Source organism: Brevibacterium sp. CBA3109 (genome assembly GCF_040256645.1).
GTDB lineage: Bacteria > Actinomycetota > Actinomycetes > Actinomycetales > Brevibacteriaceae > Brevibacterium > Brevibacterium koreense.
Genome location: NZ_CP158281.1, coordinates 1,319,209 through 1,344,724 on the forward strand (window position 1 = coordinate 1,319,209; position 25,516 = coordinate 1,344,724).

At 62.6% G+C, this 25,516-nt stretch carries 24 protein-coding genes; 14 read left to right on the forward strand and 10 right to left on the reverse strand.

Annotated features, from left to right (window positions below):
• Positions 1–5 precede the first annotated feature (5 nt).
• On the reverse strand, positions 6–365 hold the full coding sequence (locus tag AAFP32_RS06065) for a metallopeptidase family protein (RefSeq protein ID WP_101619862.1): 360 nt from the start codon (positions 363–365) through the stop codon (positions 6–8).
• A 130-nt stretch (positions 366–495) separates the two neighbouring features.
• Between AAFP32_RS06065 and AAFP32_RS06070 the strand changes: the two genes are divergently transcribed.
• The 3 genes from AAFP32_RS06070 to ahcY are packed head-to-tail and all read left to right on the forward strand — an operon-like array spanning position 496 to position 3,811.
• Complete coding sequence (locus tag AAFP32_RS06070; RefSeq protein WP_350271051.1) at positions 496–834, forward strand: DUF3499 family protein; 339 nt, start codon at positions 496–498, stop codon at positions 832–834.
• Positions 831–2,306, forward strand: a complete 1,476-nt coding sequence (manB, locus tag AAFP32_RS06075; protein ID WP_350271052.1) for a phosphomannomutase/phosphoglucomutase — start codon at positions 831–833, stop codon at positions 2,304–2,306. Before AAFP32_RS06070 ends, manB begins: the two co-directional genes overlap by 4 nt.
• A gap of 44 nt (positions 2,307–2,350) precedes the next feature.
• Complete coding sequence (gene ahcY, locus AAFP32_RS06080) at positions 2,351–3,811, forward strand: adenosylhomocysteinase (RefSeq protein ID WP_350271053.1); 1,461 nt, start codon at positions 2,351–2,353, stop codon at positions 3,809–3,811.
• Between the two features lie 42 nt (positions 3,812–3,853).
• Here the strand turns inward: ahcY and AAFP32_RS06085 are convergent, their stop codons facing one another.
• Positions 3,854–4,678, reverse strand: coding sequence for an RDD family protein (locus tag AAFP32_RS06085; RefSeq protein WP_350271054.1), 825 nt, complete (start codon positions 4,676–4,678; stop codon positions 3,854–3,856).
• A gap of 93 nt (positions 4,679–4,771) precedes the next feature.
• Here AAFP32_RS06085 and AAFP32_RS06090 point away from each other — a divergent pair, with 93 nt between their 5' ends.
• Complete coding sequence (locus tag AAFP32_RS06090) at positions 4,772–5,770, forward strand: stage II sporulation protein M (RefSeq protein ID WP_101619857.1); 999 nt, start codon at positions 4,772–4,774, stop codon at positions 5,768–5,770.
• Between the two features lie 31 nt (positions 5,771–5,801).
• Here the strand turns inward: AAFP32_RS06090 and AAFP32_RS06095 are convergent, their stop codons facing one another.
• Genes AAFP32_RS06095 through AAFP32_RS06115 form a run of 5 tightly spaced genes read right to left on the reverse strand, consistent with a single transcriptional unit; the run spans position 5,802 to position 11,090 of the window.
• Positions 5,802–7,088: a DUF58 domain-containing protein gene (locus AAFP32_RS06095; RefSeq protein WP_350271055.1), complete on the reverse strand. Its 1,287-nt coding sequence runs from the start codon at positions 7,086–7,088 to the stop codon at positions 5,802–5,804.
• Complete coding sequence (locus AAFP32_RS06100; protein WP_350271056.1) at positions 7,089–8,126, reverse strand: MoxR family ATPase; 1,038 nt, start codon at positions 8,124–8,126, stop codon at positions 7,089–7,091.
• Entirely contained in the window at positions 8,123–9,388 is a 1,266-nt protein-coding gene (locus AAFP32_RS06105) for a DUF4350 domain-containing protein (protein ID WP_350271057.1), read from the reverse strand. The genes AAFP32_RS06100 and AAFP32_RS06105 overlap by 4 nt, the downstream gene beginning before the upstream one ends.
• Positions 9,385–10,041 carry a DUF4129 domain-containing protein gene (locus AAFP32_RS06110; protein ID WP_350271058.1) on the reverse strand — a complete coding sequence of 219 codons (657 nt, stop codon included), beginning with the start codon at positions 10,039–10,041 and terminating at the stop codon, positions 9,385–9,387. Before AAFP32_RS06110 ends, AAFP32_RS06105 begins: the two co-directional genes overlap by 4 nt.
• A complete protein-coding gene (locus AAFP32_RS06115) occupies positions 10,038–11,090 on the reverse strand; it encodes a hypothetical protein (protein ID WP_350271059.1) in 1,053 nt (350 codons plus the stop codon). The genes AAFP32_RS06110 and AAFP32_RS06115 overlap by 4 nt, the downstream gene beginning before the upstream one ends.
• Before the next feature lie 135 nt (positions 11,091–11,225).
• Here AAFP32_RS06115 and mtrA point away from each other — a divergent pair, with 135 nt between their 5' ends.
• The 7 genes from mtrA to secA all read left to right on the forward strand — a co-directional run bounded on the left by mtrA (position 11,226) and on the right by secA (position 21,296).
• Positions 11,226–11,906 (forward strand): MtrAB system response regulator MtrA, encoded by a 681-nt coding sequence (gene mtrA / locus AAFP32_RS06120; RefSeq protein ID WP_350271060.1) that lies wholly within the window; start codon positions 11,226–11,228, stop codon positions 11,904–11,906.
• Positions 11,903–13,807 carry an MtrAB system histidine kinase MtrB gene (gene mtrB, locus AAFP32_RS06125; RefSeq protein WP_350271061.1) on the forward strand — a complete coding sequence of 635 codons (1,905 nt, stop codon included), beginning with the start codon at positions 11,903–11,905 and terminating at the stop codon, positions 13,805–13,807. Before mtrA ends, mtrB begins: the two co-directional genes overlap by 4 nt.
• A complete protein-coding gene (locus AAFP32_RS06130) occupies positions 13,804–15,525 on the forward strand; it encodes an LpqB family beta-propeller domain-containing protein (protein WP_350271062.1) in 1,722 nt (573 codons plus the stop codon). The genes mtrB and AAFP32_RS06130 overlap by 4 nt, the downstream gene beginning before the upstream one ends.
• A gap of 60 nt (positions 15,526–15,585) precedes the next feature.
• The gene (locus AAFP32_RS06135; protein ID WP_350271063.1) at positions 15,586–16,308 is read left to right on the forward strand and encodes a ComF family protein; all 723 of its coding nucleotides are present in this window, start codon (positions 15,586–15,588) and stop codon (positions 16,306–16,308) included.
• A gap of 66 nt (positions 16,309–16,374) precedes the next feature.
• Complete coding sequence (gene hpf / locus AAFP32_RS06140; protein ID WP_350271064.1) at positions 16,375–17,034, forward strand: ribosome hibernation-promoting factor, HPF/YfiA family; 660 nt, start codon at positions 16,375–16,377, stop codon at positions 17,032–17,034.
• Between the two features lie 263 nt (positions 17,035–17,297).
• Positions 17,298–18,539 (forward strand): winged helix-turn-helix domain-containing protein, encoded by a 1,242-nt coding sequence (locus tag AAFP32_RS06145; RefSeq protein ID WP_350271065.1) that lies wholly within the window; start codon positions 17,298–17,300, stop codon positions 18,537–18,539.
• Between the two features lie 54 nt (positions 18,540–18,593).
• A complete protein-coding gene (secA, locus tag AAFP32_RS06150; RefSeq protein ID WP_350271066.1) occupies positions 18,594–21,296 on the forward strand; it encodes a preprotein translocase subunit SecA in 2,703 nt (900 codons plus the stop codon).
• Positions 21,297–21,318: 22 nt separating this feature from the next.
• Here secA and AAFP32_RS06155 read toward each other — a convergent pair whose 3' ends face one another.
• Together AAFP32_RS06155 and AAFP32_RS06160 are read right to left on the reverse strand one after the other, a co-directional pair.
• Positions 21,319–21,786: an Rv3235 family protein gene (locus AAFP32_RS06155; protein WP_350271067.1), complete on the reverse strand. Its 468-nt coding sequence runs from the start codon at positions 21,784–21,786 to the stop codon at positions 21,319–21,321.
• Complete coding sequence (locus AAFP32_RS06160) at positions 21,783–22,550, reverse strand: LysM domain-containing protein (RefSeq protein WP_350271068.1); 768 nt, start codon at positions 22,548–22,550, stop codon at positions 21,783–21,785. The genes AAFP32_RS06155 and AAFP32_RS06160 overlap by 4 nt, the downstream gene beginning before the upstream one ends.
• A 148-nt stretch (positions 22,551–22,698) precedes the next feature.
• On the opposite strand from AAFP32_RS06160, the gene AAFP32_RS06165 reads away from it, so the two are divergent.
• Complete coding sequence (locus AAFP32_RS06165; protein WP_350271069.1) at positions 22,699–23,214, forward strand: hypothetical protein; 516 nt, start codon at positions 22,699–22,701, stop codon at positions 23,212–23,214.
• Between the two features lie 65 nt (positions 23,215–23,279).
• On the opposite strand, the gene AAFP32_RS06170 is transcribed toward AAFP32_RS06165, so the two are convergent.
• Positions 23,280–23,501, reverse strand: coding sequence for a helix-turn-helix domain-containing protein (locus tag AAFP32_RS06170; RefSeq protein ID WP_101569802.1), 222 nt, complete (start codon positions 23,499–23,501; stop codon positions 23,280–23,282).
• A gap of 140 nt (positions 23,502–23,641) precedes the next feature.
• Here AAFP32_RS06170 and AAFP32_RS06175 point away from each other — a divergent pair, with 140 nt between their 5' ends.
• Entirely contained in the window at positions 23,642–24,292 is a 651-nt protein-coding gene (locus AAFP32_RS06175; protein WP_350271070.1) for a hypothetical protein, read from the forward strand.
• Complete coding sequence (locus tag AAFP32_RS06180) at positions 24,289–25,509, forward strand: DNA-binding response regulator (RefSeq protein ID WP_350271071.1); 1,221 nt, start codon at positions 24,289–24,291, stop codon at positions 25,507–25,509. The genes AAFP32_RS06175 and AAFP32_RS06180 overlap by 4 nt, the downstream gene beginning before the upstream one ends.
• The last annotated feature ends 7 nt before the right edge of the window (positions 25,510–25,516 follow it).

A 25,516-nucleotide genomic window follows, 5' to 3' on the forward strand; every position in this document is an offset into this window, starting at 1 on the left:
CGCATCTATGAGTTGCGGAGGATTTCGACCTGGTCGGCGACCACTTCGGCAATGAGGGAATCTCGCTGCCCGCTGCTGTGGTACTCGATGACTCGCCGATAGAGGACGATGTGCGTGAGCCTGTGCGCGGTGGCCGGAAAGACCCGGCCGAAGGCGGGTTCAGTAGAACTTGCCGGTGGAACAGCATCGATGGCCAGCACCACCTCGGCGAGCAGTGCCGGTTCCTGCACCCGGAAACGGGCGAACTCCTCGGCCGCGACACGAGCGAAGCTCTCCGCCCGGCGCAGACGCGCTGGGACGTCGGCTAAGAACAGCGGGGACCGCAGTCCGCGGCCGTGCCGGTCACGATGACGCCTGGTACTCATGAGTCAACATTGTACTGACCATACGGCCCTGGTTAACGGGGACAGGCGGTCCTCGCGTGTAAAGTGGTTGACTGTGTCAGCCGTGAGATTGTGTTCAAAAGTCAGCTGCTCGCGCAGTGCCGCAGCCACCATGACGTACGTGCACGCTGATGCCTGTGTCGTCATCGGTCCGCTGTCGCGTCGTGCCGAGCCCGGTGCCCATGACCTGTGTGCCGACCATGCCGCAAAACTGACCCCGCCGGTGGGGTGGCAGCTCATCCGCATTCAAGGTGAGCAGGCGCCGCCCGAGCGAACCCATGACGACCTGTTGGCCATCGCCGACGCTGTCCGGGAAGCCGCGGGACGACCCGGGGACGGCGCGAGACCAGGTGAGGCAGCATCGCCGTCGACGTCGACGACCGAGAGTCGCGGCGACGGATCGATGCCTGGCCGCAAACACGGTCACCTGCGCATCATCGGCGATTCATGACCGATCCAGGTCGCGGCGCCGATCCCAGTCCCGAACTCGTCGCTGCTCGTGCGACTGCGCTCGACCCCGCGGTCGGTGCCTATGACATCCGTGGCCGCATCCCCGACCAGCTCGATGCCGACGTCCTCTACGCCCTCGGCTGGGCCACCGCCACTGCCATGTCGGAACTCCATTCGACCACCGAGATGGTTCTCGGGCACGATATGCGACCCAGTTCACCCGGCTTCGCCCAGGCCTTCGCCGCAGGCATCGAAGCGGCCGGACATCGAGCGGTGGTGTTGGGTCTGTGCTCGACCGACCAGCTGTACTTCGCCTCGGGGATCTTCGACCTTCCCGGCGCGATGATCACTGCGAGTCACAACCCGGCCGACTACAACGGGATCAAGATCTGCGGCCCACGTGCCGCAGGAGTCAGTCTCGCCTCAGGGCTGGGCCGGATCAAGGAATTGGCTCCGCAGGCACCCACAGATCACGCCGCTTCGAGCCCCGCACCCGCGGTCCACATCGATGGTGCCGCCGCCGCGGAGATGCGCGAACGCTACGTCGAACGCATCCGAACACTGACTCACGTCGACGAGGTCACAGGGCTGAAGGTCGTCGTCGACTGCGGCAACGGCATGGCGGGCAAACTCCTCGGTGAGGTATTCGGCACCGATTCCGGGTACGCACGGGTGCCGTTCAATGTCATCGGTCTTTTCACCGAACTCGACGGTACCTTCCCCAACCATGAGGCGAATCCGCTGAAACCGGAGAACCTCCTCGACGTCTCCCGTGCGGTGGTCGATCACGGTGCGGACTTGGGGCTGGCCTTCGATGGGGATGCCGATCGCTGCTTCTTCATCGACGAAACCGGAGCGACCATGTCGCCCTCGGCCGTGGGCGCACTCGTCGCCGAACGCGAGATCGCCCGCGCCAAGGCCGCCGGTGTCGCTGAACCGGTGGTCATCCACAATCTCATCACCTCACGCAGTGTTCCGGCCACAATCGCAGCCGCCGGCGGGTTGGCGGTCCGTTCGAAGGTCGGGCATTCGGGCATCAAAACACTCATGCGCACCGAGCATGCCGTCTTTGCCTGCGAACACTCCGCTCACTTCTACTTCGACGAGTTCTACGGTGCGGACTCCGGCATGCTCGCTGCCTGCCACTTGGTTGCCGCCCTGGCGAAGACCGGGGCACCGGCGTCACGGCTCGTCTCTGACTACGACCTCTACGTCCAATCGGGAGAGATCAACTTCACCGTGGCAGACCCCGACTCAGTCTTGACCGCCTTCGCCGCGAAGTCCGGTGATTTCCCGGCGAACACGGTCGACGACCTCGACGGGATCGGGCTGCAGGGCGAAGACTGGTGGATCAACCTGCGCAAGTCGAACACGGAGCCCCTGGTGCGGCTCAATGTCGAAGCCAGCGATCCGCAACGATTGCGCGAACTGACCGCACAGGCCAGTGAATTCGTCGAGGCTCGAAGGCAATAGACTCGACTCAGACGACAACAGTTTCCGTTCCCGATGGAGGTATTGTGCTCGAATCCACCGATTTCAAGGTTGCCGATCTGAGCCTGGCCGAGGCCGGCCGGCACCAGATCCGACTGGCCGAACGCGAGATGCCAGGGCTCATCGCTCTGCGTGAAGAATTCGGTCAGAGCAAGCCGCTGACCGGGGCCCGCATCGCCGGCAGCCTGCACATGACGGTGCAGACGGCGGTGCTCATCGAGACCCTCGTCGCCCTCGGGGCACAGGTGCGTTGGGCCAGCTGCAACATCTTCTCCACTCAGGACGAGGCGGCTGCCGCAGTCGTCGTCGGCACCGGCAGTGTCGACGCCCCGGCCGGTGTGCCGGTCTTTGCCTGGAAGGGTGAGACCCTCGAAGAGTACTGGTGGGCCGCAGACAAGATCTTCGACTTCGCGCAGGGCGCGAACCTCATCCTCGACGACGGCGGCGACGCCACCATGTACGTTCTCAAGGGTGCCCAGGCCGAACTCGACGGGGGAGTCCCCGCCGCGGGTGAGGACGCCCCGGAGGAATTCAAGGTCCTTCTGGCACAGGTGCAGAAATCGCTTGAGGCCTCACCTGGCCGCTTCGGTCGCATGGCTGCCAGCATCAAGGGCGTCAGCGAGGAGACCACAACGGGAGTCAATCGCCTCTACCGTCTGGCCGAGGAGGGGAACCTTCCATTCCCCGCCATCAACGTCAATGATTCGGTGACGAAATCGAAGTTCGACAACCGCTACGGCATTCGCCACTCCTTGCCCGATGGCCTCAACCGTGCCACCGATGTCCTCATCGGCGGCAAGATCGCCGTCGTCGTCGGCTACGGTGACGTCGGTAAGGGAGCCGCCGAGGCACTGCGCGGTCAGGGTGCCAGGGTCATTGTCACCGAGATCGACCCGATCTGTGCTCTGCAGGCGACGATGGACGGCTACCAGGTCGAACACCTCGACACTGTGGCACCAACCGCTGACATCATCATCACGACCACCGGCAACACGCGTGTGGTCGGAGTCGAGGTGCTCCGCAGCCTCAAGCCCGGGGCGATCATCGGCAACGTCGGGCACTTCGACGATGAGATCGATCTGGCCGGGTTGGCCAAGATCCCCGGAGTCTCAAAGGTCGAGATCAAGCCCCAGGTCCACGAGTGGCGCGTGCCCGTCCCTGCCGGCATGGGGCTGGACCGCGATCAGACGGACTTCCTTGTCCTCTCCGAAGGCCGCCTGCTCAATCTGGGCAACGCGACCGGTCACCCCTCGTTCGTGATGAGCGCCTCGTTCGCCAATCAGGTGCTCGCCCAGATCGAACTCTGGGTCAGCCCCGATCGCTACGACAACGATGTGCACCGTCTGGCGAAGGAACTCGACGAGAAGGTCGCGCGCCTCCACCTGCCTGCACTCGGAGCGAACTTGTCCCAGCTGTCGAAGGAACAAGCCGAATACATCGGAGTCGACGTCGCCGGACCCTACAAGCCCGAGCACTACCGGTACTGAGGGACTGATGAGGCACTGAGTCGAACCTGAGCCTGTGGAGCCCTAGCGGCTCTGCAGGCTCAGTCCATGCGGGAGAGAGTTGACTCCTGCACGGAAGGTTTGAGACTGCTCGCTGCGGCGCTGCTGCTTCGCGAACTCTGCGGACCGTTGCCGGTGGATGACCGCTGACAGGAACTGTTCGGGCATCGTCCCCTCCGGCGGTGCCGGTGCGACATAGGGGTTGAGCTCGGTGGCGAGTTCCTTCGCCCGCTCCCAGCGCGAATCTCGGCCCAGATTCTCCGACATCGACAGGAACTGCACAACCCGTCGGTGGAGTCCGGCAGGAAGCGTGGCGATGTCGGTCTCTGCCAGCCAATTCTGCAGGTGCGGTGAGACATGCGTGCGGACCGGTTGGGGTGGGGCGCTGCGTTCGCTGACGGCCATGGTCCCGGCCATGTAGTCGCCGAGGCGCTTGGACTGTGGCGAGACCAGACCTGAAAGGGCAGCCAGTCCGCCGCCGGTCGATAGGATCTCGAAGGGCCAGAGGATGGCGCGGATGAACGAATGCCTGGCCCGCACGGCACCACCGTCGTCGCGGACGACTCGCAGGCCGAGGATGAGCTTGCCGATCGAGCGGCCGTGGGTGAGGACTTCGATGACCATGGGCAGGAGCACGAACACCGAGATGCTCATGATGGTCAAAACCGATGTCAGCAGTAAATCATTGACGTCGAGGACCCGCAGCAGGAACCAGAACATGGCGATGATGAGCCCGATGTTGACGATCGTGTAGACGATGTAGTCGATGAGGCAGCTCAACGCGCGTGCAGCCAGGGCCGCAGGTTGGATGCTCAGCTCGACGGCTTCACCCGTCACCAAAGTACTCACAAATCCATCCTGTCATAATTGGCACCCCCACTTCACAGCGGATCGCCTGGGACACACATTCTGGTCGGTGGAGCTCTCAGATAGGGTTGAACCATGGACCCGAATCTGCTGGCCGAACTGCACGGCGACAAGTGGCGAGAGCTGTCCATGCTGGCGAAGAAGAACTCGCTGAACCCGGCCCAGACCCACAGATTCCTCGACCTCTATCGAGATGCGTCGAAGGACTTGTCACGGATCATGACGGTGGCTCCTGACTCTCTGGAGGCTGCGCGGCTGTCGGCGATAGTCCATCGTTCACGCAACCATCTCTCGGCAGTTCCCGCCGGCGGGCTGTCTGGCTTCTCTCGTTTCTTCGTGATCAGCCTGCCGCTGTCGATCTACCGGCTGAGGTGGGACTTCCTCATCGTCGCCGCGTGCTTCCTGGCAGTGGCGAGCCTGGCCGGGATCTGGGCGGGCATGCACCCGGAGGTCCTCGAGACCTTCGGCGACCACTCCTTCCGCAAACAGTTTGCCGAACATGATTTCGTCGACTACTACAAGGAGAATCCGAACGGGTTCTTCGCCGTGGGCGTGTGGACGAACAACGCGTGGATCGCGGTGCAGTTCGTGCTCTTGGGCATTACCGGAGTCTTCGTCGTCTCCGGGCTGTTCTCCAACGCGGTCAACGTGGGCTTCTCCGGCGCGATGATGTTCGAGTTCGACCGCGGTTCGGACTTCTTCTGGTACATCCTTCCGCACGGAATCCCCGAGATCAGCTGCATCATCCTCGCAGCAGCAGCGGGTCTGAGACTGTTCTTCGCCTGGGTGGTGCCGGGACCGCAGCTGCGGCGGAACAAACTCGCCTCGGAGGCCAGGTCGCTGCTGACCGTTGCCGGTGGGCTGGTCATCATGTTGTTCATCTCGGGACTCATCGAAGGATTCGTCACCCCCAACCCGATTCCGCCGACACTCAAGATCGCCATCGGCGTTCTCTACACTGCCGCGGTCATCGCCTACGCGTGGTACTTCGGAAAGCGTGCCGCCAGAGCCGGGCTCAGTGCCGATCTCGACGAACACCAAGCCGGCTACTCGATCCTCGCCACAGACCGGTGACCGGCAGAACCTCCACCGCTGTGTGAGGGCACTAAAGCTTGCCCGTGGCCTTGAGGTTGATGTAGAGATCGGCCAGTGCACCAGGCAGGTCATCGGGGCCGGCTTCGACGGACTGGACACCGGCTCCACGCAGACGAGTCTGCAGGGACTTCGACGTCAGCAGCTCCGATTCTGCAGCGGCGGCCGTGAAGATCTCATCTGGGCTCTCGCGCTTCGCCGTCAGTTCGCTCAGGCCAGGGTCCTCCACCGAAGCCAGCACCACCCGGTGACGGGCCAACAGTGTCGGCAGAACCGGCAGGATCTCATCAGAGACGCTGCCCTCATCCAAAGCGGTGACGAGGACGACGAGGGCATGCTGGCGTGAGGTGGCCAGAACGGTCGACGAGATCTGCTCCCAGTCGGCATCGTAGAGTTCCGGGTGGACCGTTGTCAGTGCCACAGACAGGTCATGGACTGGATCCTTCGAACGATGGCTCGAGGCGATTGCGCGGATACGTGCATCGGCGACGATGACATCGACCCGGTCTCCTGCTCCAGAGGCCAGAGCAGTCAACAGCAGAGCAGACTCCAGGGCAGCATCGAAGATCGTGCCGTCTCTGCACCGTCGCGCAGCCAGCCTCGAGGAATCGACGACGATGACGACCCTGCGGTCACGCTCGGGTCGCCAGGTCTTGACGACCAGATCCTGGGCGCGGGCACTGGCACGCCAGTCGATTGAGCGCACATCATCACCATCGACGTAGTCGCGCAGGGAATCGAACTCCGTGCCCATACCGCGGATCATCACGGCAGATCGGCCGTCGAGTTCACGCAGCTTCTGGGTCTTCGACGGAAGTTCGCGTCGGGAGATGAACGGGGGCAGGACCCGCACGATCGCCGGCACATCGAAGCTCTTCTGTCGGGCGATGAACCCGAGGACGCTGCGGGAGCGGATGGTGACCTTGTCCGCGTGCAGGGCGCCGCGGCGCACGGGGAGAAGCTGTGTGACCACCCGTGTGTTCTCGCCTGGGGGCAGGTCGAAATGTGAGCGGGTGTTCTTGGCTCCTGCACTGGGTGACCAAGCATCACGAACCGCGATGCGCAGACGTTTGGGGGACTCGTTGACCAGGGTGAGTGTGCAGTTGGTGGGGTCACCCAGCCGGACCATCGGTCCTGGTGTGCGCTGCAGGGAGACCAACCTCGGCGGGGGAACGAGGAAGAAGTCGAACAGTGCGATGACGACGATGACGCCGGCCACGATCAGTGCACTCGTCCACCCCGGCACGAGCATGACGGGAACGAGCCCGAGCAGGGCCAGCAGGAGCAGTCGGGTGGTCATTCAGCGGGGGACTTCGGTGGTCGCGATGATCGAGTTGAGGACCTGATCGACGTTGAGTCCGTCCATCTGCGCCTCAGGGCGCAGAATCACACGGTGGCCCAGGGTCATGTGGGCCAGCGCCTTGACGTCGTCGGGTGTCACATAGCCGCGACCCGATAGCCAGGCAAAGGCACGCGCGGCACCGAGCATGCGGGTGGCACCGCGAGGGGAGACGCCCAGAGCCAGCGATGGCGCCTGTCTGGTTGCCCGGGCCAGATCGACGATGTAGGTGATGACCTGCGGAGCAATATAGATCTCGGCGATGCGCTCCCGGGCCTGAGCGATCATGGCGGCGTCGACGACGGGTGTAAGTCCCGCCTCGGTGAGATGAGAGGCGTCGAAGCCGCGGGCATGGCGGTCGAGGATCTCGAACTCCAGGTCGCGTTCGGGCAGTCCGAGGACGAGTTTGAACAGGAACCGGTCGAGCTGTGCTTCGGGCAGGGGATAGGTGCCCTCGTACTCAAGCGGATTCTGTGTGGCCGCGACCATGAACGGTTCGGGCAGGGCACGGGATCCACCGCCCACCGAGACCTGGTGTTCCTCCATGGCTTCGAGCAGGGCCGACTGAGTCTTGGGCGGGGTGCGGTTGATCTCGTCGGCGATGAGGATGTTCGTGAACACGGGACCGGGACGAAATTCGAAGTTCGACACGGACGCGTCGTAGACCAGCGAGCCTGTGACATCACTGGGCATGAGGTCGGGGGTGAACTGGATACGGGTGTTATCGAGGCTGACCGAGGTGGCGAAGCTGCGCACCAGAAGGGTCTTGGCGACACCGGGCACACCCTCGAGCAGCACGTGACCCTGGCACAGCAGTGCGATGAGCATGCCGGTGACCGCCTCGTCCTGGCCCACGACGGCCTTGGCGATCTGTGTGCGCACGTCGACGAACGCCTCCCGCAGAGTGTCGCGCTCCTGAGGCGGCTGTGCTGGGGGCTGTGCAGGCGGCTGTGCGGGGACCTGCTGCTGGGCGGAGTTCTCGTTTGGAACCTGTGTCATGAGATCTCACTTTCGATGAGGGTGAGCAGATGGACGATTTTCTGCAGCTCTGAGTCGGTGCGGGGCGTGGCCGAGGAGAAGACCCATTCGACTTGGGCCGGGTCGCGGCCTGTCGCGTTCGCGATGCCGGCGATGATGTCGCGATGGCCGGCTTCGGGACTCAGAGCCAACCGTTTCGCAATGCGCAGCATGGCGCCCGTACGCAGGGTGTGCAGGGCCCCGGTCCGGTCGTGGCTGCGCGCGGCCAGCGCCGCCCGGCCGTGCACCGTCTCCACCGCCGGAACGATGACCGGCAGTCGTTCGATCGCCAGGGGACCGAATCTGCGGCCGAGGATGAGCAGGAGGATGAAGACGCACGGAACCAGCCACAGGGCTCCGGCGATGAACCAGCTGGGCACATAGTCCAGAGTCGACGGGGGCGACTCGAACTCACCGGACTCGGTGGGGTAGTAGACGACAAGGTGGTCGGTCTGCGACAGCTGGGAGAGCACCAGTGCGGCATGGCCCTCGTCATCGATGCCGGCGTTGGTCACCCAGTCGGGATTGCCCAGGACGGTGACGGGGAAGCCTCCCTTGCCTCCGTGTCCCTCATCGACGATGAGCTGGCCATGCGCCGACGCGGGGGTGACTTCGCCGCCGTCGATCTGTGTGACGCCGGGGCCGGTGAATGGATAGCAGGTGCTCAGGTCCTCGGTGCCTTTCCGGGCCTCGGCATACTCCGTATCGCCGGTCTCAACCGAGCCGGCAGCCTGGGCGGCTGGCACATCGCAATCAGGCTGTGAGATCTTCTCCGGTGTCGCCAGGGGACTGACGCTGTCATCGACCGTGATGCGGTCGGTGAAGCCCTGGACCGTGTAGCCGGGATCGATGAGCGCCAGCCGGTTGTCGTTGGCAGCGAGCTGAGACCGAAAGCCGTCGATGTCGCCCTGCGAGAGCAGGTCGGCCTTCGTCGGAATCAGGAGTGTCGTCTCCGGCTGTCCGGAGGCCTGGTGAGCCGTGTCGAAATCCTCGGTGGTGGTGACGTCGACCCCGTGGTCGCGCAGTGTTTCGACCATGGCCTTCGTGCCATCGCGAGCAGTGGAATCGTAATGCAGCGGCAGCTGGGACCCACGGTCAGAGGTCATCAGCATCGTCGCGATCACGGTGATGAGGATGACGACGGCCGCGACGATCCACACCCCAGCCGATCTCAGCCGAGCGGTCACTGGGACCGCCGCGCTGGCGCGAGTGCCTCTGGTGGCGACGTCGATGAGGGCGCTCATGATGCCACCGCCGATCGATGCCGTGGAGTCAGGGCACTCAGGCTCTCATCAAGTGCAAGGAACTCGCTATAAGTCGCATTCAGTGAAGCAGTCGAGGTCTGGGCCGGGTCCGCACCGAAGAGGAGGTCGTTGAAGGCGTTGGCAACCCGGGCCAGTTCCTGCCGATGCTCGGGCAGTTCGCCTCCGGCAGTGCGGCTGAGCTCGCTGGCCGTCGACGCCGAATCGAGTGTGATGACCTGCTTCTGGGAGAGCACTGCGAAGATGGCACGTGCGGAATCGATGACCGCGGTCATCATGTCGCCGCGCTCGGCGGCGGCTAGCGCACTGTCCCTCCAGGGGCCGGGCTCTGGCGAGGCGACGACAGGGTCGAAGGCCGACAGAGGCAGAGAAGTCTTCCTCAGCCCGACTCGGCGGACCCGCCAGATGATGAGTCCGACAATGGCAGCCAGTGCCACGACGACGATGAGAATCAGCCAGGGAGAGTTGCCTTGAAGTGCGCTGGAGACGATCGAGTCCCAGATGTTGCTCAGCCATTGTCCGAGCTGCTCCAGAGGGGTGAGGTCTGTGTCCGAGTACTCCTTCTTCGACAGCTCGCCTTCGACCCATTCCCGGCCGGTTTCACGATCGATCGTCGAACTGCCAAGCATGCTCATGCAGTGCCCTCCTCACGGCGGATGAGGACCAGGTCGAACCCTTCGGAGCGCATGCGCTGGTCAAAGTAGCAGACGCAGACGAGGCACGAGAAATAGGCGAAGAGAACTGCCGATGACACCGTCGTCAGAAGCAGGAGAATCGCTCCGGCGATGACGAGGATGACCGTCATCGATGACGAACCGGCAGCCGCGGTGCCGATGGCGATTGCGGCGACGACGGTGACGACTGTGACGAGGGGGGTGATGACGAGCTGCACCAGCTGGGTGGACAGGAAATATCCGAGGCCCAACTGTCCGAAGGTACGCCAGAATCCGCTGCCGGTCAGCTTCCAGGAGCGTCTCAGGGCGGCTCGCACTCCTAACCTTTCGACGGCGATTGCGGAGCCGGTGAAGGCGAACCGCAGATTGAGCCAGATCAAGGCGCACAGCCAGAGTCCCAGCGCGAGAAAAGCGGTGACGATCGCGAGGCCCGTGTTGTCGAACAGTGCAAACAGAAGAGAGGGCAGCCCGAGCAGAATGAGCAGGCCCAGATTGATGGCGCCCAGGAGCAGGGCAGCCAGAATCAGTGACCAGCGGCGCCCGCGCAGAGATCTCCACGAGTGCGTCAGAGTGGTCTTACGTGCCCCGAACGAGCTCTCGGCACCGCTGGCGGCAAGTCCGGCAAGGAAATGAGCGACGCCGAGGCTGAGCAGGCTGATCGCAAACGACCCCATCTGTGCGAGCAGGAAGAACCCGGACATCGCATCGTCATTGCTGACGAGGTCGTTGAGGAAGGGCAGGAACTCAAGGACGGCGAAGGTACCGACCGCGGTGAGGACGAGAGTCCAAAGCGTGAACACGATGAGGGCCGCACCGATGGTGAGCCCGGGGACGAAACGCAGCAGTCGGAAGCCGGAATCGAGCACCTCGAAGAAGGTCAGTGGCCGCTTGGCCAGGACTCCACGCGGGGAAGGCGGGTGCCATTCGTGATGCGTCGGGCCCTGATCTCGTCGCTGCCACTGACCGGTCTGCCAGTCGACCTCGGAGGTCCACGCATTCGATCGTCCCATCACCGGACAATCCTGCCATGATTTTCAGCCCACCGCCGAGTCGAACCGCCCCTGAAGCCGAGTTCACAACGTCTGCATTCACGGGAGGGGGTGTCGAGGTCGAAAGATGGGACGCTCATAAGCGACAATGGAAAGATGAACGCTCGTATCCTCGTAGTTGATGATGACACGGCTTTGGCCGAAATGATCGGAATTGTGCTCAAAAGTGAAGGCTTCGAGCCGTTTTTCTGCGCCACCGGCGATCAGGCCTTCGGTGAATTCGAGAAGGTGAACCCGGACCTCGTCCTCCTGGACCTCATGCTGCCTGGAAAGGACGGGCTCGAGGTCTGCCGAGAGATCCGCGAGATCTCCTCGGTGCCGATCATCATGCTCACGGCGAAGTCGGACACCGTGGACGTTGTCCTCGGTCTGGAATCCGGTGCCGACGACTATGTTCCAAAACCGTTCAAACCCAAAGAACTCATTGCCAGGGTGCGTGCCCGCCTGCGGATCTCCGAGCCGCAGGCACCGGAGCTGCTCACAGTCGGTGATGTTGTCGTCGACGTTGCCGGTCACACCGTGACCAAGGGCGGTTCCCCGGTCTCGCTGACCCCGCTCGAGTTCGATCTGCTGGTGGCCCTGGCCCGCAAACCATGGCAGGTGTTCTCCCGCGAGATCCTGCTCGAAGAAGTGTGGGGCTACCGGCATGCGGCGGACACGCGCCTCGTGAACGTCCACGTGCAGCGTCTGCGCTCGAAGATCGAACGCGACCCGGAGAAGCCGGACATCATCGTCACCGTTCGCGGCGTCGGATATAAAGCAGGCAGAGCGGCGTGAGTCGCGCTTCGGCTGTGGGCGGAGCGATCCGCACCGCAGCCTCGGCGATCCGGACGTTCTGGAGGTTCCTCCTCCGCTCATTCAGCCATTCCCTGCAGCTGCGCATCGTCGTCCTCACCATCGTCCTCACCTCGGTGGCTATCTTCGGGGTGGGGACGTACATGTCACAGCAGATTTCGCGTGGCCTCTTCGACACCAGGCTCCAGTCCCTGTCGTCCCAGGCCGGGACCATCGTCTCCGAGCTGCGCAGCCTCGCCCCCGTCGACGGGCAGGCCGTGACACAGGAGAAGCTGAGTTCTCAGCTGTCGTCGATCTACAACCGTTCCACCGGGTCCGTGTATTCGCTGACCTTGGAGCCCAGCGATCCGAACTCCTCGTTCTCAACGATCAGTACCGGGACGACAGACTCTGCTGGTTCTGCGGTCAAGCTGCCCATCACCGATGAGCTCAAAGACGCCATCGGCAAGGCCCCGACCGACGATATGCTCTACCAGTCTGTGGCGCTTCCCGATGGGTCCGGGCCCGGACTGCTGATCTCCCAAGAGCTCCAGATCCCCGGCGCCGGACAGTTCCAGCTCTACTATCTGGGTGACCTGTCGGAGCAGCAGGACACCCTGGACTTCGTCCAGAGGTCGATGCTCGTCGCAGCACTCGTCCTCGTCGTTCTCGTGGGTGCTGTGGCGTGGATCGTCACCCGACTCGTGGTGACCCCGGTGCGCACCGGTGCCGAGGTGGCACGTCTGATCGCCGATGGTGACCTGGACGAGCGCATGCCGGTCCATGGCAATGACGAAATCGCGGTGCTGGGGGAGTCCTTCAATGACATGGCCGACACCCTCCAACATCAGATCCAGCAGATGGAGCGACTGTCCGTGCTGCAACGCCAGTTCGTCTCCGACGTCTCTCATGAGCTGCGCACACCTCTGACGACGATCCGGGCCGCCGCGGATCTCATCTACGACTCGCGTGGTGACCTGGATCCTGTCACGGCCCGCAGCGCCGAGTTGCTCAATTCGCAGGCGGAGAGGTTCGACAGTCTCCTCTCGGATCTGCTTGAGATCTCCCGTTACGACGCCGGTGCCGCTGCGCTGGTGGCCAAACCCGTCGACGTCGGGGCAATCGTCACCTCGATCATCGAGACGGTGTCGATGGTGGCCGATCAGATGTCGACGAACATCGTCGTCCACGCCCCGTCATCACCGGTGATGGCCGAGGTCGACCGCGTGCGGATCACGCGGATCGTGCGCAACCTCGTCGTCAACGCGATCGAACACGGAGAGACCAACCCGATCGACATCTATGTTGCCTCCAATGCCGAGGCAGTGGCCGTGAGCGTACGCGACCACGGGGTGGGAATGAACGACGAACAGGTCGAGCACGTCTTCGACCGCTTCTGGCGTGCGGACCCCGCTCGCAAACGCACCCTGGGCGGGTCTGGCCTGGGACTGGCGATCTCACTCGAGGACGCCCACCTGCACAACGGTTGGCTGCAGGTCTGGGGCAAACCTGGAGAAGGCTCATGCTTCCGCCTGACCATCCCACGCCGTCCCGATCAGGAGATCACCTCCTCGCCTCTGCCTCTGCCGCCTCGGGATGCACAGATCCAGGGTGCTGCCCTCGTGGCGGGCCCGCTGTCTTCGGACGGTTCCGTGCGGATCCAGACGGGGTCCATTCCCATCGTGGTCGAAACCGGGCAGGCTCCTCCCACCCACGAAGGGTATGTTGATGGACCGGAGGTTGTCCGCGGTCATAGTGCCATCATCGACGACGGCGCTGAAAGTGCAGACGAAGACACCGATACGAACGAAGACACCGATACGAACGAAGACACTGACATTCACATTGACATGGACACCGTTTGGCCCCCTGATGCGGCACCCGAAGGAGGATCGCAGTCATGACGACTCGCCGACGTAAGAAGGGGCTGCACATGCTCATCCTCGCCCTCTTCGCCAGCCTGGCGCTGGGGGCCTGTGCCTCAATCCCGAGCAATTCGCCCGTGGGGCACATCGAAGCAGGATCCGGTGACCCGGGCGCCAGCAGTGCTCGGATCCCCGACGGGCCCGAACCCGGGGACAGCATCGGTGAGATCGTTCGCGGCTTCCTCTCCGCCGGTGCCGGCACAGGAAACAACTTCTCCGTCGCAAAGTCCTTTCTCACAGAGGCCGAAGCACAGGAGTGGAACCCGCAGGAATCGGTGTCGCTTCTGCCCAACGACACCGATCTGGATTCGCTCAACCAAGAAATCACCTCCGACCAGAAGACGCTGACCATGTCGGCGCCCGTCGTCGGACTTGTCAACTCCTCGGGCATCTTCAACTCCACCAAACCGGGAACCCAGTCGAACATGGAGTTCTCGCTGCGGCAGGAGAACGGGGAATGGCGTATCGCCTCGGCGCCCGATGGTCTGCTCATCTCGCAGTCGGAGTTCCAGACGATCTTCCTCAACTACTCTCTTCAGTTCTTCACCTCCGACTACTCCTACCTGGTTCCGGACTCCCGTTGGTTCCTCCGTTCCTCGTCGACGCCGACAGCTCTCATCAACGAACTCCTCAGCGGCCCTGCCCCGTACCTCTCAGGTGCGGTCGTGACCTCGATCCCCGACGGTGCGAAACTCAGCGATACAAACGTGGTGACCATCGAAAACGGCGTCGCGCACATTGCCCTGGGCAACCAGGGAGAAGCACCGACGGACCAGGAAAAGGGGCTGATCCGACAGCAGATCGCATCGACGCTGAAGGTCATTCCCTCAATTTCGAGCATCGAATTGACCATCGGGGGACAGGTGGTCTCAGAGGACCTGCAGTCGAAGACTGATTCCTCGGTCCAGGTTCACGGTCCCCCGGTGGTGTTGGCCAAAGATCGGCTCTCACGCATCTCGGGCACGACCGTGGCCAAAGTCGAGAACAGTCCGAACCTGTCCAAGGCCAAGGCCAGCGACCCTGCAGTCTCGGTCGACGATTCGCTCTACGTCTACCTGCAGAACTCCAGGAAGGAGCTGATGCGCCTCAAGGCCGACGCTGGTGACGCGACTCCGATCCTCAAGGGCACAAGGCTCGTGCGCCCAAGCATCGACCGGTTCAATACGGTCTGGACCGGTGAGCGCGCCAATGAGGGTGAGCTCACAGCCATCGGCGAAGACAGCAAGAAATACACGATCGCCGCGGACTTCCTGTCCCGTCGAGACCTCATCGACCTGGAAGTCTCCCGCGACGGTACTCGTATCGCGTTGCTGAGCAGGCACAAGGGAGAACCGTCACGCATCGACGTCGTCGGCATCCCGCGTGATAAGTCGGGAAATCCTTCCAGCGCCGTGTCTGAGGCACCGATCGAAGTCGGGTCGAACTTCGACGAGGTCAAGGACATCTCCTGGGCCGGATCGACCTCGTTGGTGGCGCTGGCTGCGAAGGAAGGTGAACGAGTCCAGCCGTTCCGCATCGGTGTGACCGGGCCTCCTGCGCAGCTGGGTGAGGTCCCCGAGGGCAGCCGGATCGCTTCAGGAGAAGACGGTCGCTCGATCCTCGTGACGAGCTCGTCCGGAGAAATCTACTCCTACAATTCCAATGCTTGGCAGAAGCTCATCGACATCTCGGCCAAGGACCCCTCCTACCCGGGCTGAAACTCCGGACTGTCGGCGCCAACGGAGCTGCCTTCGGGCGTGGCATAGTAGATTTCTCTCATGGGACTGCTGACCGAATTCGGCGAACTCTTCCTGCCCCGCCGATGTGCTGGCTGTGGGCGGGAGGACGTCTCTCTGTGCACGGCGTGTCTGAGTCTGCTCGGTGGCATCCCGCGGGCCATGGAACCGCGATATGGTCAGATTCCCGTCGTCGGCGTCTCAGAATACAGCTCTCAGATCTCTCACATGGTGGTCAACTTCAAAGACAACGGTCGCCGTGACATTCTCGACCCTTTGGCCCTGGCACTTGCACGTTCCATCACTGCGGCCTTGGAGTTGGCTCATCATTCGGGTGGTCGGGTCAGACTGTTTCCCGCGCCGAGCTCCCCACGGGCACAGCGACGTCGAGGCGGCTCTCACACTGCTGCACTGGCCCGACGTACGGCGGAACTCGTACCTGAACTGTCTCTCGAAGTGGTCGACGTTCTCCTCACCAGACGCCACCACGATCAGGTCGGGCTGGGAGCTCATGCCAGGGAGCGCAACGTGGCGAAGTCGCAGTACCTCAATCCGACGATTCTGTCCTCGACGTCTCCTGAAGAAGGAGGCGAAACCGCGTCGGAATCCGGTGTGGACCTTCTCGTCGATGATTTCTCAACCACCGGAGCAACTCTGGCAGAAAGCGCAAGGGTATTAGCATCGGTGCAGATCAGACCCGCTGCAGGAGCCGTTCTCGGTCTCGGCCGCGGGGGCACTCGATTTGTCTCTCCCTTTACTGTATAACGGGGGTTACCCATCCAAGGGAATGGGATCGGATGATTCCGAAGAACGAGTCGCTAAGGACGCATCATGGACATTGTTGTCAACGGACGTCAACTGACCATCTCCGACAGTTTCCGGACCCACATTGAGGACAAGATCGCCAAGGTCGAGCAGCTAGCACCGCGAGCCCAACGAGTCGAAGTGCACGTTGCCCACGAGAAGAACTCTCGTCAGCCCGAAACCAGCGAACGAGTCGAACTCACTGTAGTGGCGAAGGGGCCGGCAATTCGCGCGGAGGCCATGGCAAGCGATAAATATGCTGCATTGGATCTGGCCTGGGCGAAGCTCGTCGAGCGATTGCGGCGCGCCAGGGACCGCAATAAGGTTCCTCGAGCGGGCCACCACCGGAAGGCATCCACGGCCGAGGCCCTGGCGAAGATGCCCGTCGCTGATTCTCTGGTCCCCGATGAGGGGCAAGCGATCGACGCGAACGAGTCCGGGAACAACGACCAGACGAACGGCCGCATCAAGGCCGAAGGCGATTCACCCGTGGTTCTGCGTGAGAAGACGTTCAACGGAGCTCCCATCGGCATCGAGGAGGCGCTCAACCGTATGGAACTCGTCGGTCACGACTTCTACCTCTTCATCGACGAGGAATCGAGCAAACCCTCCGTCGTCTACCGTCGTAAGGGCTGGAGCTATGGTGTGATCACACTCGAACACGAACTTCAGGGCGTCGCCGACTGACCTGATCTGAGCATTGATGATCTGAACACACGCGAGAAGATGCACACACGATCGCCGAGGTGGGGACCCCCACCTCGGCGATCTGCGTCTGAGATCATGCACGTCTGAGGCTGTGGTGGCCATCCGTCGTCGTTGGGCCTCGGCGGCGGTGGCGGGGCGCTCAAACGGTCACACATGGCGCCGCGGATATCGGGGCGACCGTGGACAGTGGTCGCTGATGACCGCGCCTGTTATGCGTCAGTGCGGTGCTCTAGTGTGGGCCCATGCAGAAGATGACACTGTCAGCAGCGCGCAGAACGGCGATCGCGGCGACGGGGCTCGACCGGGCGCGTCCGGCCCAGGTGACGGCCCGGCACCTGAAATCGACGTTCGCGAGAATGGGACTGACCCAGATCGACTCGGTCTCCCGCGTGGTGCGCTCGCATTACCTGCCCTACTATTCGCGGCTCGGGCCGTATCCGCGTGAGACCCTCGACCGACTCTTCTACTCAGCACCTCGGATGGGCGTCGAATATTGGGCCCACGCTGCGGCTTTCGTCCCACCAGAGACGTGGCGTCATTTCGAACGCACCAGAACCGAGTGGTGGCGCAACGACTACGGTCAGCGGCATCCCGACAGCGGCCCGGCCTTCCGGGCTCTGCAGCGTTCGGTCCTCGACGTTTTGAGGTCAGGGCCGAAGACTGCACGAGGGGTCGCGAACCTCGTTGATCATGAGATTCCCGAACGCAACCGCGGTCATTGGGGATGGAACCCCAGCCAGGTCAAGATGGCGCTGGAGGCGCTGTTCGCCGGTGGAATCATCAGCACCGCTGGCCGCAATGATCATTTCGAACGCGTCTACGCCCTGCCACATGATGTCAGCCAGTCGCTGCCGGCGCTTGAGCTCACCTACGGCCCCGCGTCCGCCCCCGAGCTCGGTCTTGATCCCGATGCCGAACGACACCGCGGTGTGTCAGGCACGGCGAACAATGTACTCGAGCTGACCCGGACTGCGGCCCAAGCATTGGGCATCGCACGGCCGGATTGCCTGGCGGACTACTTCCGGCAGCAGCGTGCCCCCACAGATGAGGCAATCACGTCGCTGCTGGCCTCCGGCGAGCTCGTCGAGGTCGACGTGGAGGGGACTCGGGCACTGAAATGGCATGCGGCGAGAACTCCTCGTTCTGTCTCGGCCAGGGCCCTCCTGGCTCCATTCGACCCACTGGTCTTCTACCGGCCGCGGATCGAATGGCTCTTCGGCTTCCACTACCGGATCGAGATCTACACTCCGGCCAAAGACCGCGTTCATGGCTACTACGTGTTGCCGTTCCTCCTCGGCGAACGTCTCGTCGGCCGAGTTGACCTGCACCGGGATCAGTCAGCCAACACACTTCGGGCATTGCAGGTGACCTGGGAACCCGGGGAAGAACATGAAGAGGAACTGGAGCTGGAGTTGCGTGAAATGGCGAACTGGCTCGAATTGGGTGCTGTGGATATGAGTGGTGCTCACCTGCCATTAAGCTAGGGAATATAGAGTCGTTCGAGTTGTTGTCAGGCATTCATGCCGATTAGGAGAAAAGTGGCTAATTTCCTCGAGAAGCTTCTGCGCACCGGTGAGGGACGCACGTTGAAGAAGCTCCGCCAGTACACGGATGCGATCAATGCGCTGTCCGAGGAGTTCAGCGAAATGTCAGATGCTGAGCTGCGGGAGGAAACCGATCGCTTCAAGAAGCGCTATCAGGAGGGGGAGACCCTCGATTCTCTGCTTCCGGAGGCCTTCGCCGCCGTTCGTGAGGCCTCGGGTCGAACCCTGGGCATGCGCCATTTCGACGTCCAGCTCATGGGCGGGGCGGCACTGCACCTGGGCGATATCGCTGAGATGAAGACCGGTGAGGGTAAGACTCTGGTTGCAACGGCTCCGGCGTACCTCAACGCCCTCACCGGCGGCTCCGTGCACATCATCACGGTCAATGATTACCTGGCCACCTACCAGTCCGAGCTCATGGGCCGCGTATTCCGGTTCCTCGGAATGGAGACCGGCTGCATCCAGGCGAACATGTCCTCGGCCAGCCGTCGCAAGCAGTATGCCGCGGACATCACCTACGGGACGAACAACGAATTCGGCTTCGACTACCTGCGCGACAACATGGCCTGGTCGGCCGATGAACTGGTCCAGCGCGGACACGCATTCGCGATTGTCGACGAGGTCGACTCGATCCTCATTGACGAGGCTCGCACCCCGCTCATCATCTCCGGTCCGGCCGAAGGCGATGGTGACCGCTGGTATGGAGAGTTCGCCAAGGTCGTCAAACGACTCAAGACCGACCGCGACTACGAAGTCGATGAGAAGAAGCGCACCGTGGGTGTGCTTGAACCAGGTATCGAACGGGTCGAGGACTACCTGGGCATCGGCAATCTCTACGATGCAGAGAACACCCCGCTGATCAGCTTCCTCAACAATGCGATCCGGGCGAAGGAACTGTTCAAGAAGGACAAAGATTATGTGATCCTCGACGGTGAAGTCCTCATCGTCGACGAACATACTGGTCGTGTGCTCAAGGGCCGCCGTTACAACGAGGGGCTGCACCAGGCCATCGAGGCTAAGGAGAACGTCAAGGTCCAGGCGGAGAACCAGACCCTGGCGACGATCACCCTGCAGAACTTCTTCCGTCTCTACGAGAAGCTCTCCGGCATGACCGGCACTGCAGAGACCGAGGCCGCAGAGTTCATGTCGACCTACAAACTCGGTGTGGTTCCGATTCCGACGAACAAGCCGATGCAGCGCGTCGATCAGTCGGATCTCGTGTACAAGAACGAGGTTGCGAAGTTCGATGCAGTCGTCGATGACATCGCTGAGCGCCACGAAACCGGACAGCCGGTCCTCGTCGGCACCACCAGCGTCGAGAAGAGCGAATACCTCTCGAAGCACCTGAAGAAGCGCGGCATCCGTCACGAGGTGCTCAACGCGAAGAACCACGCAGGTGAAGCTTCCATCGTTGCCTTGGCCGGCCGGAAGAATGCCGTGACTGTGGCAACGAACATGGCCGGTCGCGGTACCGACATCATGCTCGGTGGCAACGCCGAGTTCCTCGCAGTGGCCGAGATGGAGGAGCGGGGCCTGGACCCGCAGGAGGACGAAGAGCAGTACGAGGCCGAATGGCAAGACGTCCTCAAGGCAGCGGAGAAGCGAGTCAAGACTGAGGCTAAGGAAGTCGTCGAGGCTGGCGGCCTGTATGTCCTCGGCACCGAACGTCACGAATCCAGGCGCATCGACAACCAGCTGCGTGGCCGTTCAGGGCGCCAGGGTGACCCGGGTGAGAGCCGTTTCTACCTGTCCCTGACCGATGACCTGATGCGACTCTTCGGTTCCGGTGCCGCCGAACGGATCATGGCCACCGCAAATGTCCCCGACGACGTTCCGCTGGAATCCAAGATGGTGTCCAGGGCAATTCTCTCTGCGCAGTCGCAGATCGAACAGCGCAATGCCGAACAGCGAAAGAACGTCCTCAAATACGATGACGTGCTGAACCGTCAGCGCACCGTGATCTACGACGAGCGACGGAGCGTCCTTCATGGGGCAGATCTGGAAGAACAGGTCTCGAAGTTCCGTGAGGAAATCATCGACGCCTATGTGGCAGAGGCAACCACGGGACCGGTCGAGGATTGGAAGGTCGACGAACTCTTCGAAGCACTGAGCAAGATCTATGAGCCGTCCATCACCGAAGAGGACCTGGCCGAGGAAGTCGGCGGAATCGGCAATCTGACGAAGAACCGCCTCAACCAGGAGATTCAGTCGGACATCGAGGTGTTCTACCAACAGCGTGAAGAGACGCTGGGCGAAGAAGCCACGCGTGAACTCGAACGAAGGGTTGTGCTCTCTGTCATCGACAAGCGTTGGCGCGAACACCTCTACGAGATGGACTATCTGAAGAATGGCATCGGTCTGCGGGCCATGGCGCAGAAAGATCCGCTGGTGGAATATCAGCGTGAAGGCTTCGACATGTTCAAGACTATGCAGGATGGGATCAAGGAGGACGTTGTTCGCCTCACCAATACCCTGCAGGTGACTGTGAACCGGGTTGAAGACGACTCCGACGATGATTCCGAGGTCGAGGTCGACGCGGCCGAACTGCGTCACACTACGCCCAAGATGCAGCTGTCTGCTCCGTCTGAGGCCGGTTCGTCCTCCATGACCGAATCTGAGGATGAAGAGGCCGGAACCGGAGACGATCAGCCGGCCAACCGTGCCGAGCGTCGCGCGAAGAAGAAGGCGAAGAGCTGATTCGCAGTCTCTGACTGCGACCTCACATCGTCTGCAGTGCAGTCATCGTCCACCGGGTGGTGAGCAGTTCCAAGCGAATTGCCACCGCCCGGAATCGGTTCTGCGTGCGGACCACGACGGTGACTTCAGCGACCGCGCCGGTGACTCTGCACACTCTCGCGTTGCCTGCCTGCAGTGTGCGTGCCGCGCCGGGGTCTCCGAAAGGTCTGGTCGGTGCCACCTCTGCGCGCAGCTGGGCGCGCTGATCGATCTTCTCCAGCAGGGCCCGATCCACCCAGCGGGAGATCGAATCGCTGCGCCGTATGCCGGCGAAGATCTCCAGGCACGCCACCGCCAACGATGTCGCGGTGGCGGCAATGCGGCTGTCATCCCTGTCGTCTGCTGCCGTGCTCTGCTTCGCAGCAGGGGCAGTTCCAACAGGGTTCTGCCCTCCACTGCTCAGTGGGGTCGATGCCATCCGAGGACGTGAAAGCACCAATGGGGCGGTCATGGTTGAATCTCCAATCGTTGGCCGGGCATGATGAGGTTCGGATTTGCACCGATGACTTCCCGGTTGGCTGAGTAGATGTCGTCGACGATGTCTTGGGTAGTGCCACCGGATGAGGGCTGGTTGACTGCGATCGACCACAGGCTTTCGCCGGCGCCGACGATATGAGTCTCCGATCCCTTCCCGACGGATTCGTCTGCGTCTGTGTCGTCGGCGGGAGAATCAGCGTCGCTGGGTGGTTGACTCTGGGGTGGGGAAGGGGCGGGCTGCGCATCTGGCCAGTCGGGTTCAGCAGCGGGAGGCTCAGGTTCAGCAGTCGGTGGGACGGTTGGCCAGCCGGGATTCGGCGCGGTATCGTCCGGGAACGCAGTCGGCCAGCCGGGATCGAGCGTGGCACTCGCCGTTACAGTGGGCGTACCGGGAGCTTCAGATACGAGGGTATCCGCGGGAAGGGGCGAGGCCTGCGCAGCGTGCACAGCCAGGCTTGCTGAGGCCGCGGCGATAACGCTTGAGCGCAGTATGGAGGGCGCGATGCGCAGCACGGACTGCGTGACGATTGTTCTCATGCGCCCATTGGGGAGCAGCCTGATCAGCAACGTCAGTAGCGAGACGGCTCCGAGTCGAGCAGACAGCACGGCCGCCGTGCCGACGACGATGATGACAACGAGATCAGTGGTGCTGCGCGGAGTCGGGAGGTGAACCCAGGTTGCGATGAACGCACCGATCAGACAGAACCACGAGACGGTGCAAGCTGTCAACAGATACATGAGAGTCGTCCTTCATTGGAAACATCCCTCAATAATGCAGTTAGATATCATTTGATGTCAATAGACAAATATAACTACGTCACTGTAGTTCCTCCGATCGGTGCAGAAACACTTGCCTGTCGCTCGTACCTGCGGCAGGCTTCACATCATGGATGATCGGATCGAGGCTCTTCTCTCAGATGTGGAAGCCATGCACGCATCCCGGGAGGCCCATGCCAGAAGGGGAGAGCTCAGCGACGAAGTTGCCGTTCATGCCGCACAGCGGACGCTGCTCGAGCGCATGCGAGGTGCAATCGGCCAGCCCGTGCAGGTGGTGGTCGCCGCGCGTGAAATATCTGGGACAGCTGTCTTTCTGGGTGATGGGATCTTCGTGATCGCCGGTATCGAAGCGACCATTGTGACGATCGGCTGGATACGAGAGATTCGCACCCGATCCAGAAGGCACAGATATGAAACCGGCCCCTTGGAGCGGTTGGGGATGGCCTCGGCGCTGAGGCGCCTGGCCTCCGACCATGAGGAGATCTCCCTGGAGCTGGCAGGTGAGGGCGGGGCTATTCGGGGGCGCAGCGACATGGTCGCCTCTGACTATATCGAGATCTCGGGACGGATCATCCCGCACCGTTCAATTGCGCTTGTGCAGGCCCGAGTCAATCCATTCGCCTAGATGCAATGCCCCGTCAGGTTGATGAGCCGTTCGTTGTTCTGGGGAGCCAGGGGAGTGTCCCGGCCTCAATCCTCGAATGAACCGGTCTTGATCTCGTGCTCGGTGCGTTCGTACATCCGCTGGATGTACGCCTCGATCTCGGTCTTCTCCACGCGCCACTGTCCGCGTCCGCCCACCTTGATGGCACGCAGATCTCCAGTGCGAACCAGAGCGCGAGCCTGAGCGATCGAGACATTGAGCAGATCGGCCACATCGGTGAGCGGTAGGAAGCGATTTTCGACGACCATGAGGGCCCCTTCTCATTCCAGGTGACTGATTGCTTGGTAACTAATTTTGCCAAAACCATTGCTTTGACCTCGTTTGGTGTTCAATACTATCACTCAGAAACAGTTCCTGTCATGGGAAATTTTCCAAAGGTGGAGATGCAATGGAGCTCTCGAAACGAATTCGTCGGCCGAAGTGGACCGATGCCAGGCTGCTGGTTGGAGCGGTTCTCGTCGTCGTGGCCATCGTCGCGACCTATCTGCTCATCAGCGCTGCGAACGCGACGACCCGAGTGTGGGCCAGTGCGGTTCCTCTTGTCCCAGGTCAGGTGGTCAGCGCTGAGGATCTGAGGGTCGCCGAGGTGAATCTGGCAGATATCGGTGACAAGTACCTGTCTGCCGATGCCGGCTTCCCGGACCATTCGAGTGTACGGGCCGTGATCGCCGCCGGTGAGCTTCTGCCGGCCTCAGCGCTGGCCCCCATCGCCGAGCTCGAGGGCAGGATCGTGGCGATCGACGTCGCCGGCTCTGTCCCCACAGTCGTCGACACCGGCAGTCTCGTCGACGTGTGGGCTCAACCTGAGTCCAAGGGCCTCGACGATGATGGTGCTGCCCCGCAGCAGATTGTGACCTCGGCTCCGGTCTCGAACATCAGCCGTGAGGTGGGCAGCTTCGGTGTCGGGGATGGCGCCAGGATCGAAGTCTTCGTGGCCAGCTCGGAGCTCGCCGACGTCCTCGGTGCCCTCGACGGCAACAGCGTTCTTTCGGTCGTCGGCGCCCCGGCCGAGGTCAGGGCCGAGGGCAGTCAGTCATGACACAGGTGCTCTTGGCCGTGGACTTCGAGTTCGACCTGATTCTGTTCGAACTCCTCAGTGAGGTCGACGATGTCACCATCGTCGCCCGGCCCGCGGACGACGTCGAACTTCTGGCATTGTGTCGGACCGGCAGCGCCGACGTCGTCATCGTCGGTCAGTACTTCCCAGGTTTGGACGCGCAGGTCATCGCTGCGATCCTCGCAGCAGGAACCGCTGTGCTGGGATTCGGCAATGATGCGGTGGCGTTGGAGGCCCTCGGCGTTGCGAGCAGTGTCCCCTCCACCGCAGACGCGGAGACTGTGGCTAAGGCGCTCGATGACACCCGTGATTCCACCGTCGTTCCGCCCCGACCCATCGCTCCGCCCGGGTCGCTTGGCGGGCAGGGGCACATCGTCACAGTCTGGGGCACAGGTTCCTCTCCCGGGCGGACTCTCACGGCGGTCAACCTCGGCGACCATGGGTCCAGACAAGGGCATCGCAGCGTCGTTGTCGACGCAGATACCGTTGCCGCGATGGTGGCCACGACATTGGGGTTGACTGAGGAATTCGCGCATCTGGCAAGCTTGTGTCGACTCGAGGTGGAGAAGACTCCGCCCCTGGACGTCTCCGCCGTTCCGCATGCTGCGATACGCGATGGCTTCCATGCTGTCACCGGACTGACCAGGCCAGACAGGTGGCCGGAGGTTCGCGCCTCGGTCCTCACTGCGGTGCTTGCCCGTCTGTCCAAGATGTTCGACCTCGTCGTCGTCGACGTCTCCGACCGGGTGGATCCCGACGATGACTTCGCCGATCCGTTCTACGACCGGCACTGCGCGACCCGGGCCGCGCTCGACGCCGCAGACACAGTGCTGGTCCTGGCCGCGGGTGACCCGATCGGGCTGCAGAGGCTCGTCAAACTGCTGGGCACCGAAAGGGTGGAGTCGATGGGGTCTAAGATGCGAATCGGCATCACGAAGGTGCGCTCGGGAGCTGTCGGCCACCCCGCCGAGGTGCGGATCCGCGAAGTCCTCGCCAGATTCGTTCGCCGAGACCCCGACTTTATCTTCAGTGACGACCGGGCGACGGTCGACGCCGCCATGCTGTCCGGGCACACCCTCCACGAGGAGAATCCGAAATCTGTGCTCAGCCAGGAGATCGCGGCCGCGGTGAGGGAGCTGCTGCCGGCCAGGAAGCGTTCCCGGAAGTCCGGTGCGGGGCGAAGAGCGAAGTCCCTTTAGGATTGGA

What these genes read in the sequence shown, in the direction of transcription:
- AAFP32_RS06100 (WP_350271056.1), bottom strand. Translation starts at nt 8,126, where the DNA reads ATGACACAGGTTCCAAACGAGAACTCCGCCCAGCAGCAGGTCCCCGCA.
- AAFP32_RS06170 (WP_101569802.1), bottom strand. Translation starts at nt 23,501, where the DNA reads ATGGTCGTCGAAAATCGCTTCCTACCGCTCACCGATGTGGCCGATCTG.
- AAFP32_RS06130 (WP_350271062.1), top strand. Translation starts at nt 13,804, where the DNA reads ATGACGACTCGCCGACGTAAGAAGGGGCTGCACATGCTCATCCTCGCC.
- AAFP32_RS06070 (WP_350271051.1), top strand. Translation starts at nt 496, where the DNA reads ATGACGTACGTGCACGCTGATGCCTGTGTCGTCATCGGTCCGCTGTCG.
- AAFP32_RS06165 (WP_350271069.1), top strand. Translation starts at nt 22,699, where the DNA reads ATGGATGATCGGATCGAGGCTCTTCTCTCAGATGTGGAAGCCATGCAC.
- AAFP32_RS06110 (WP_350271058.1), bottom strand. Translation starts at nt 10,041, where the DNA reads ATGAGCATGCTTGGCAGTTCGACGATCGATCGTGAAACCGGCCGGGAA.
- AAFP32_RS06090 (WP_101619857.1), top strand. Translation starts at nt 4,772, where the DNA reads ATGGACCCGAATCTGCTGGCCGAACTGCACGGCGACAAGTGGCGAGAG.
- AAFP32_RS06095 (WP_350271055.1), bottom strand. Translation starts at nt 7,088, where the DNA reads ATGACCACCCGACTGCTCCTGCTGGCCCTGCTCGGGCTCGTTCCCGTC.
- manB (WP_350271052.1), top strand. Translation starts at nt 831, where the DNA reads ATGACCGATCCAGGTCGCGGCGCCGATCCCAGTCCCGAACTCGTCGCT.
- mtrA (WP_350271060.1), top strand. Translation starts at nt 11,226, where the DNA reads ATGAACGCTCGTATCCTCGTAGTTGATGATGACACGGCTTTGGCCGAA.
- AAFP32_RS06065 (WP_101619862.1), bottom strand. Translation starts at nt 365, where the DNA reads ATGAGTACCAGGCGTCATCGTGACCGGCACGGCCGCGGACTGCGGTCC.
- AAFP32_RS06175 (WP_350271070.1), top strand. Translation starts at nt 23,642, where the DNA reads ATGGAGCTCTCGAAACGAATTCGTCGGCCGAAGTGGACCGATGCCAGG.
- AAFP32_RS06115 (WP_350271059.1), bottom strand. Translation starts at nt 11,090, where the DNA reads ATGGGACGATCGAATGCGTGGACCTCCGAGGTCGACTGGCAGACCGGT.
- AAFP32_RS06105 (WP_350271057.1), bottom strand. Translation starts at nt 9,388, where the DNA reads ATGAGCGCCCTCATCGACGTCGCCACCAGAGGCACTCGCGCCAGCGCG.
- AAFP32_RS06155 (WP_350271067.1), bottom strand. Translation starts at nt 21,786, where the DNA reads ATGACCGCCCCATTGGTGCTTTCACGTCCTCGGATGGCATCGACCCCA.
- AAFP32_RS06180 (WP_350271071.1), top strand. Translation starts at nt 24,289, where the DNA reads ATGACACAGGTGCTCTTGGCCGTGGACTTCGAGTTCGACCTGATTCTG.
- AAFP32_RS06145 (WP_350271065.1), top strand. Translation starts at nt 17,298, where the DNA reads ATGCAGAAGATGACACTGTCAGCAGCGCGCAGAACGGCGATCGCGGCG.
- AAFP32_RS06160 (WP_350271068.1), bottom strand. Translation starts at nt 22,550, where the DNA reads ATGTATCTGTTGACAGCTTGCACCGTCTCGTGGTTCTGTCTGATCGGT.
- AAFP32_RS06135 (WP_350271063.1), top strand. Translation starts at nt 15,586, where the DNA reads ATGGGACTGCTGACCGAATTCGGCGAACTCTTCCTGCCCCGCCGATGT.
- hpf (WP_350271064.1), top strand. Translation starts at nt 16,375, where the DNA reads ATGGACATTGTTGTCAACGGACGTCAACTGACCATCTCCGACAGTTTC.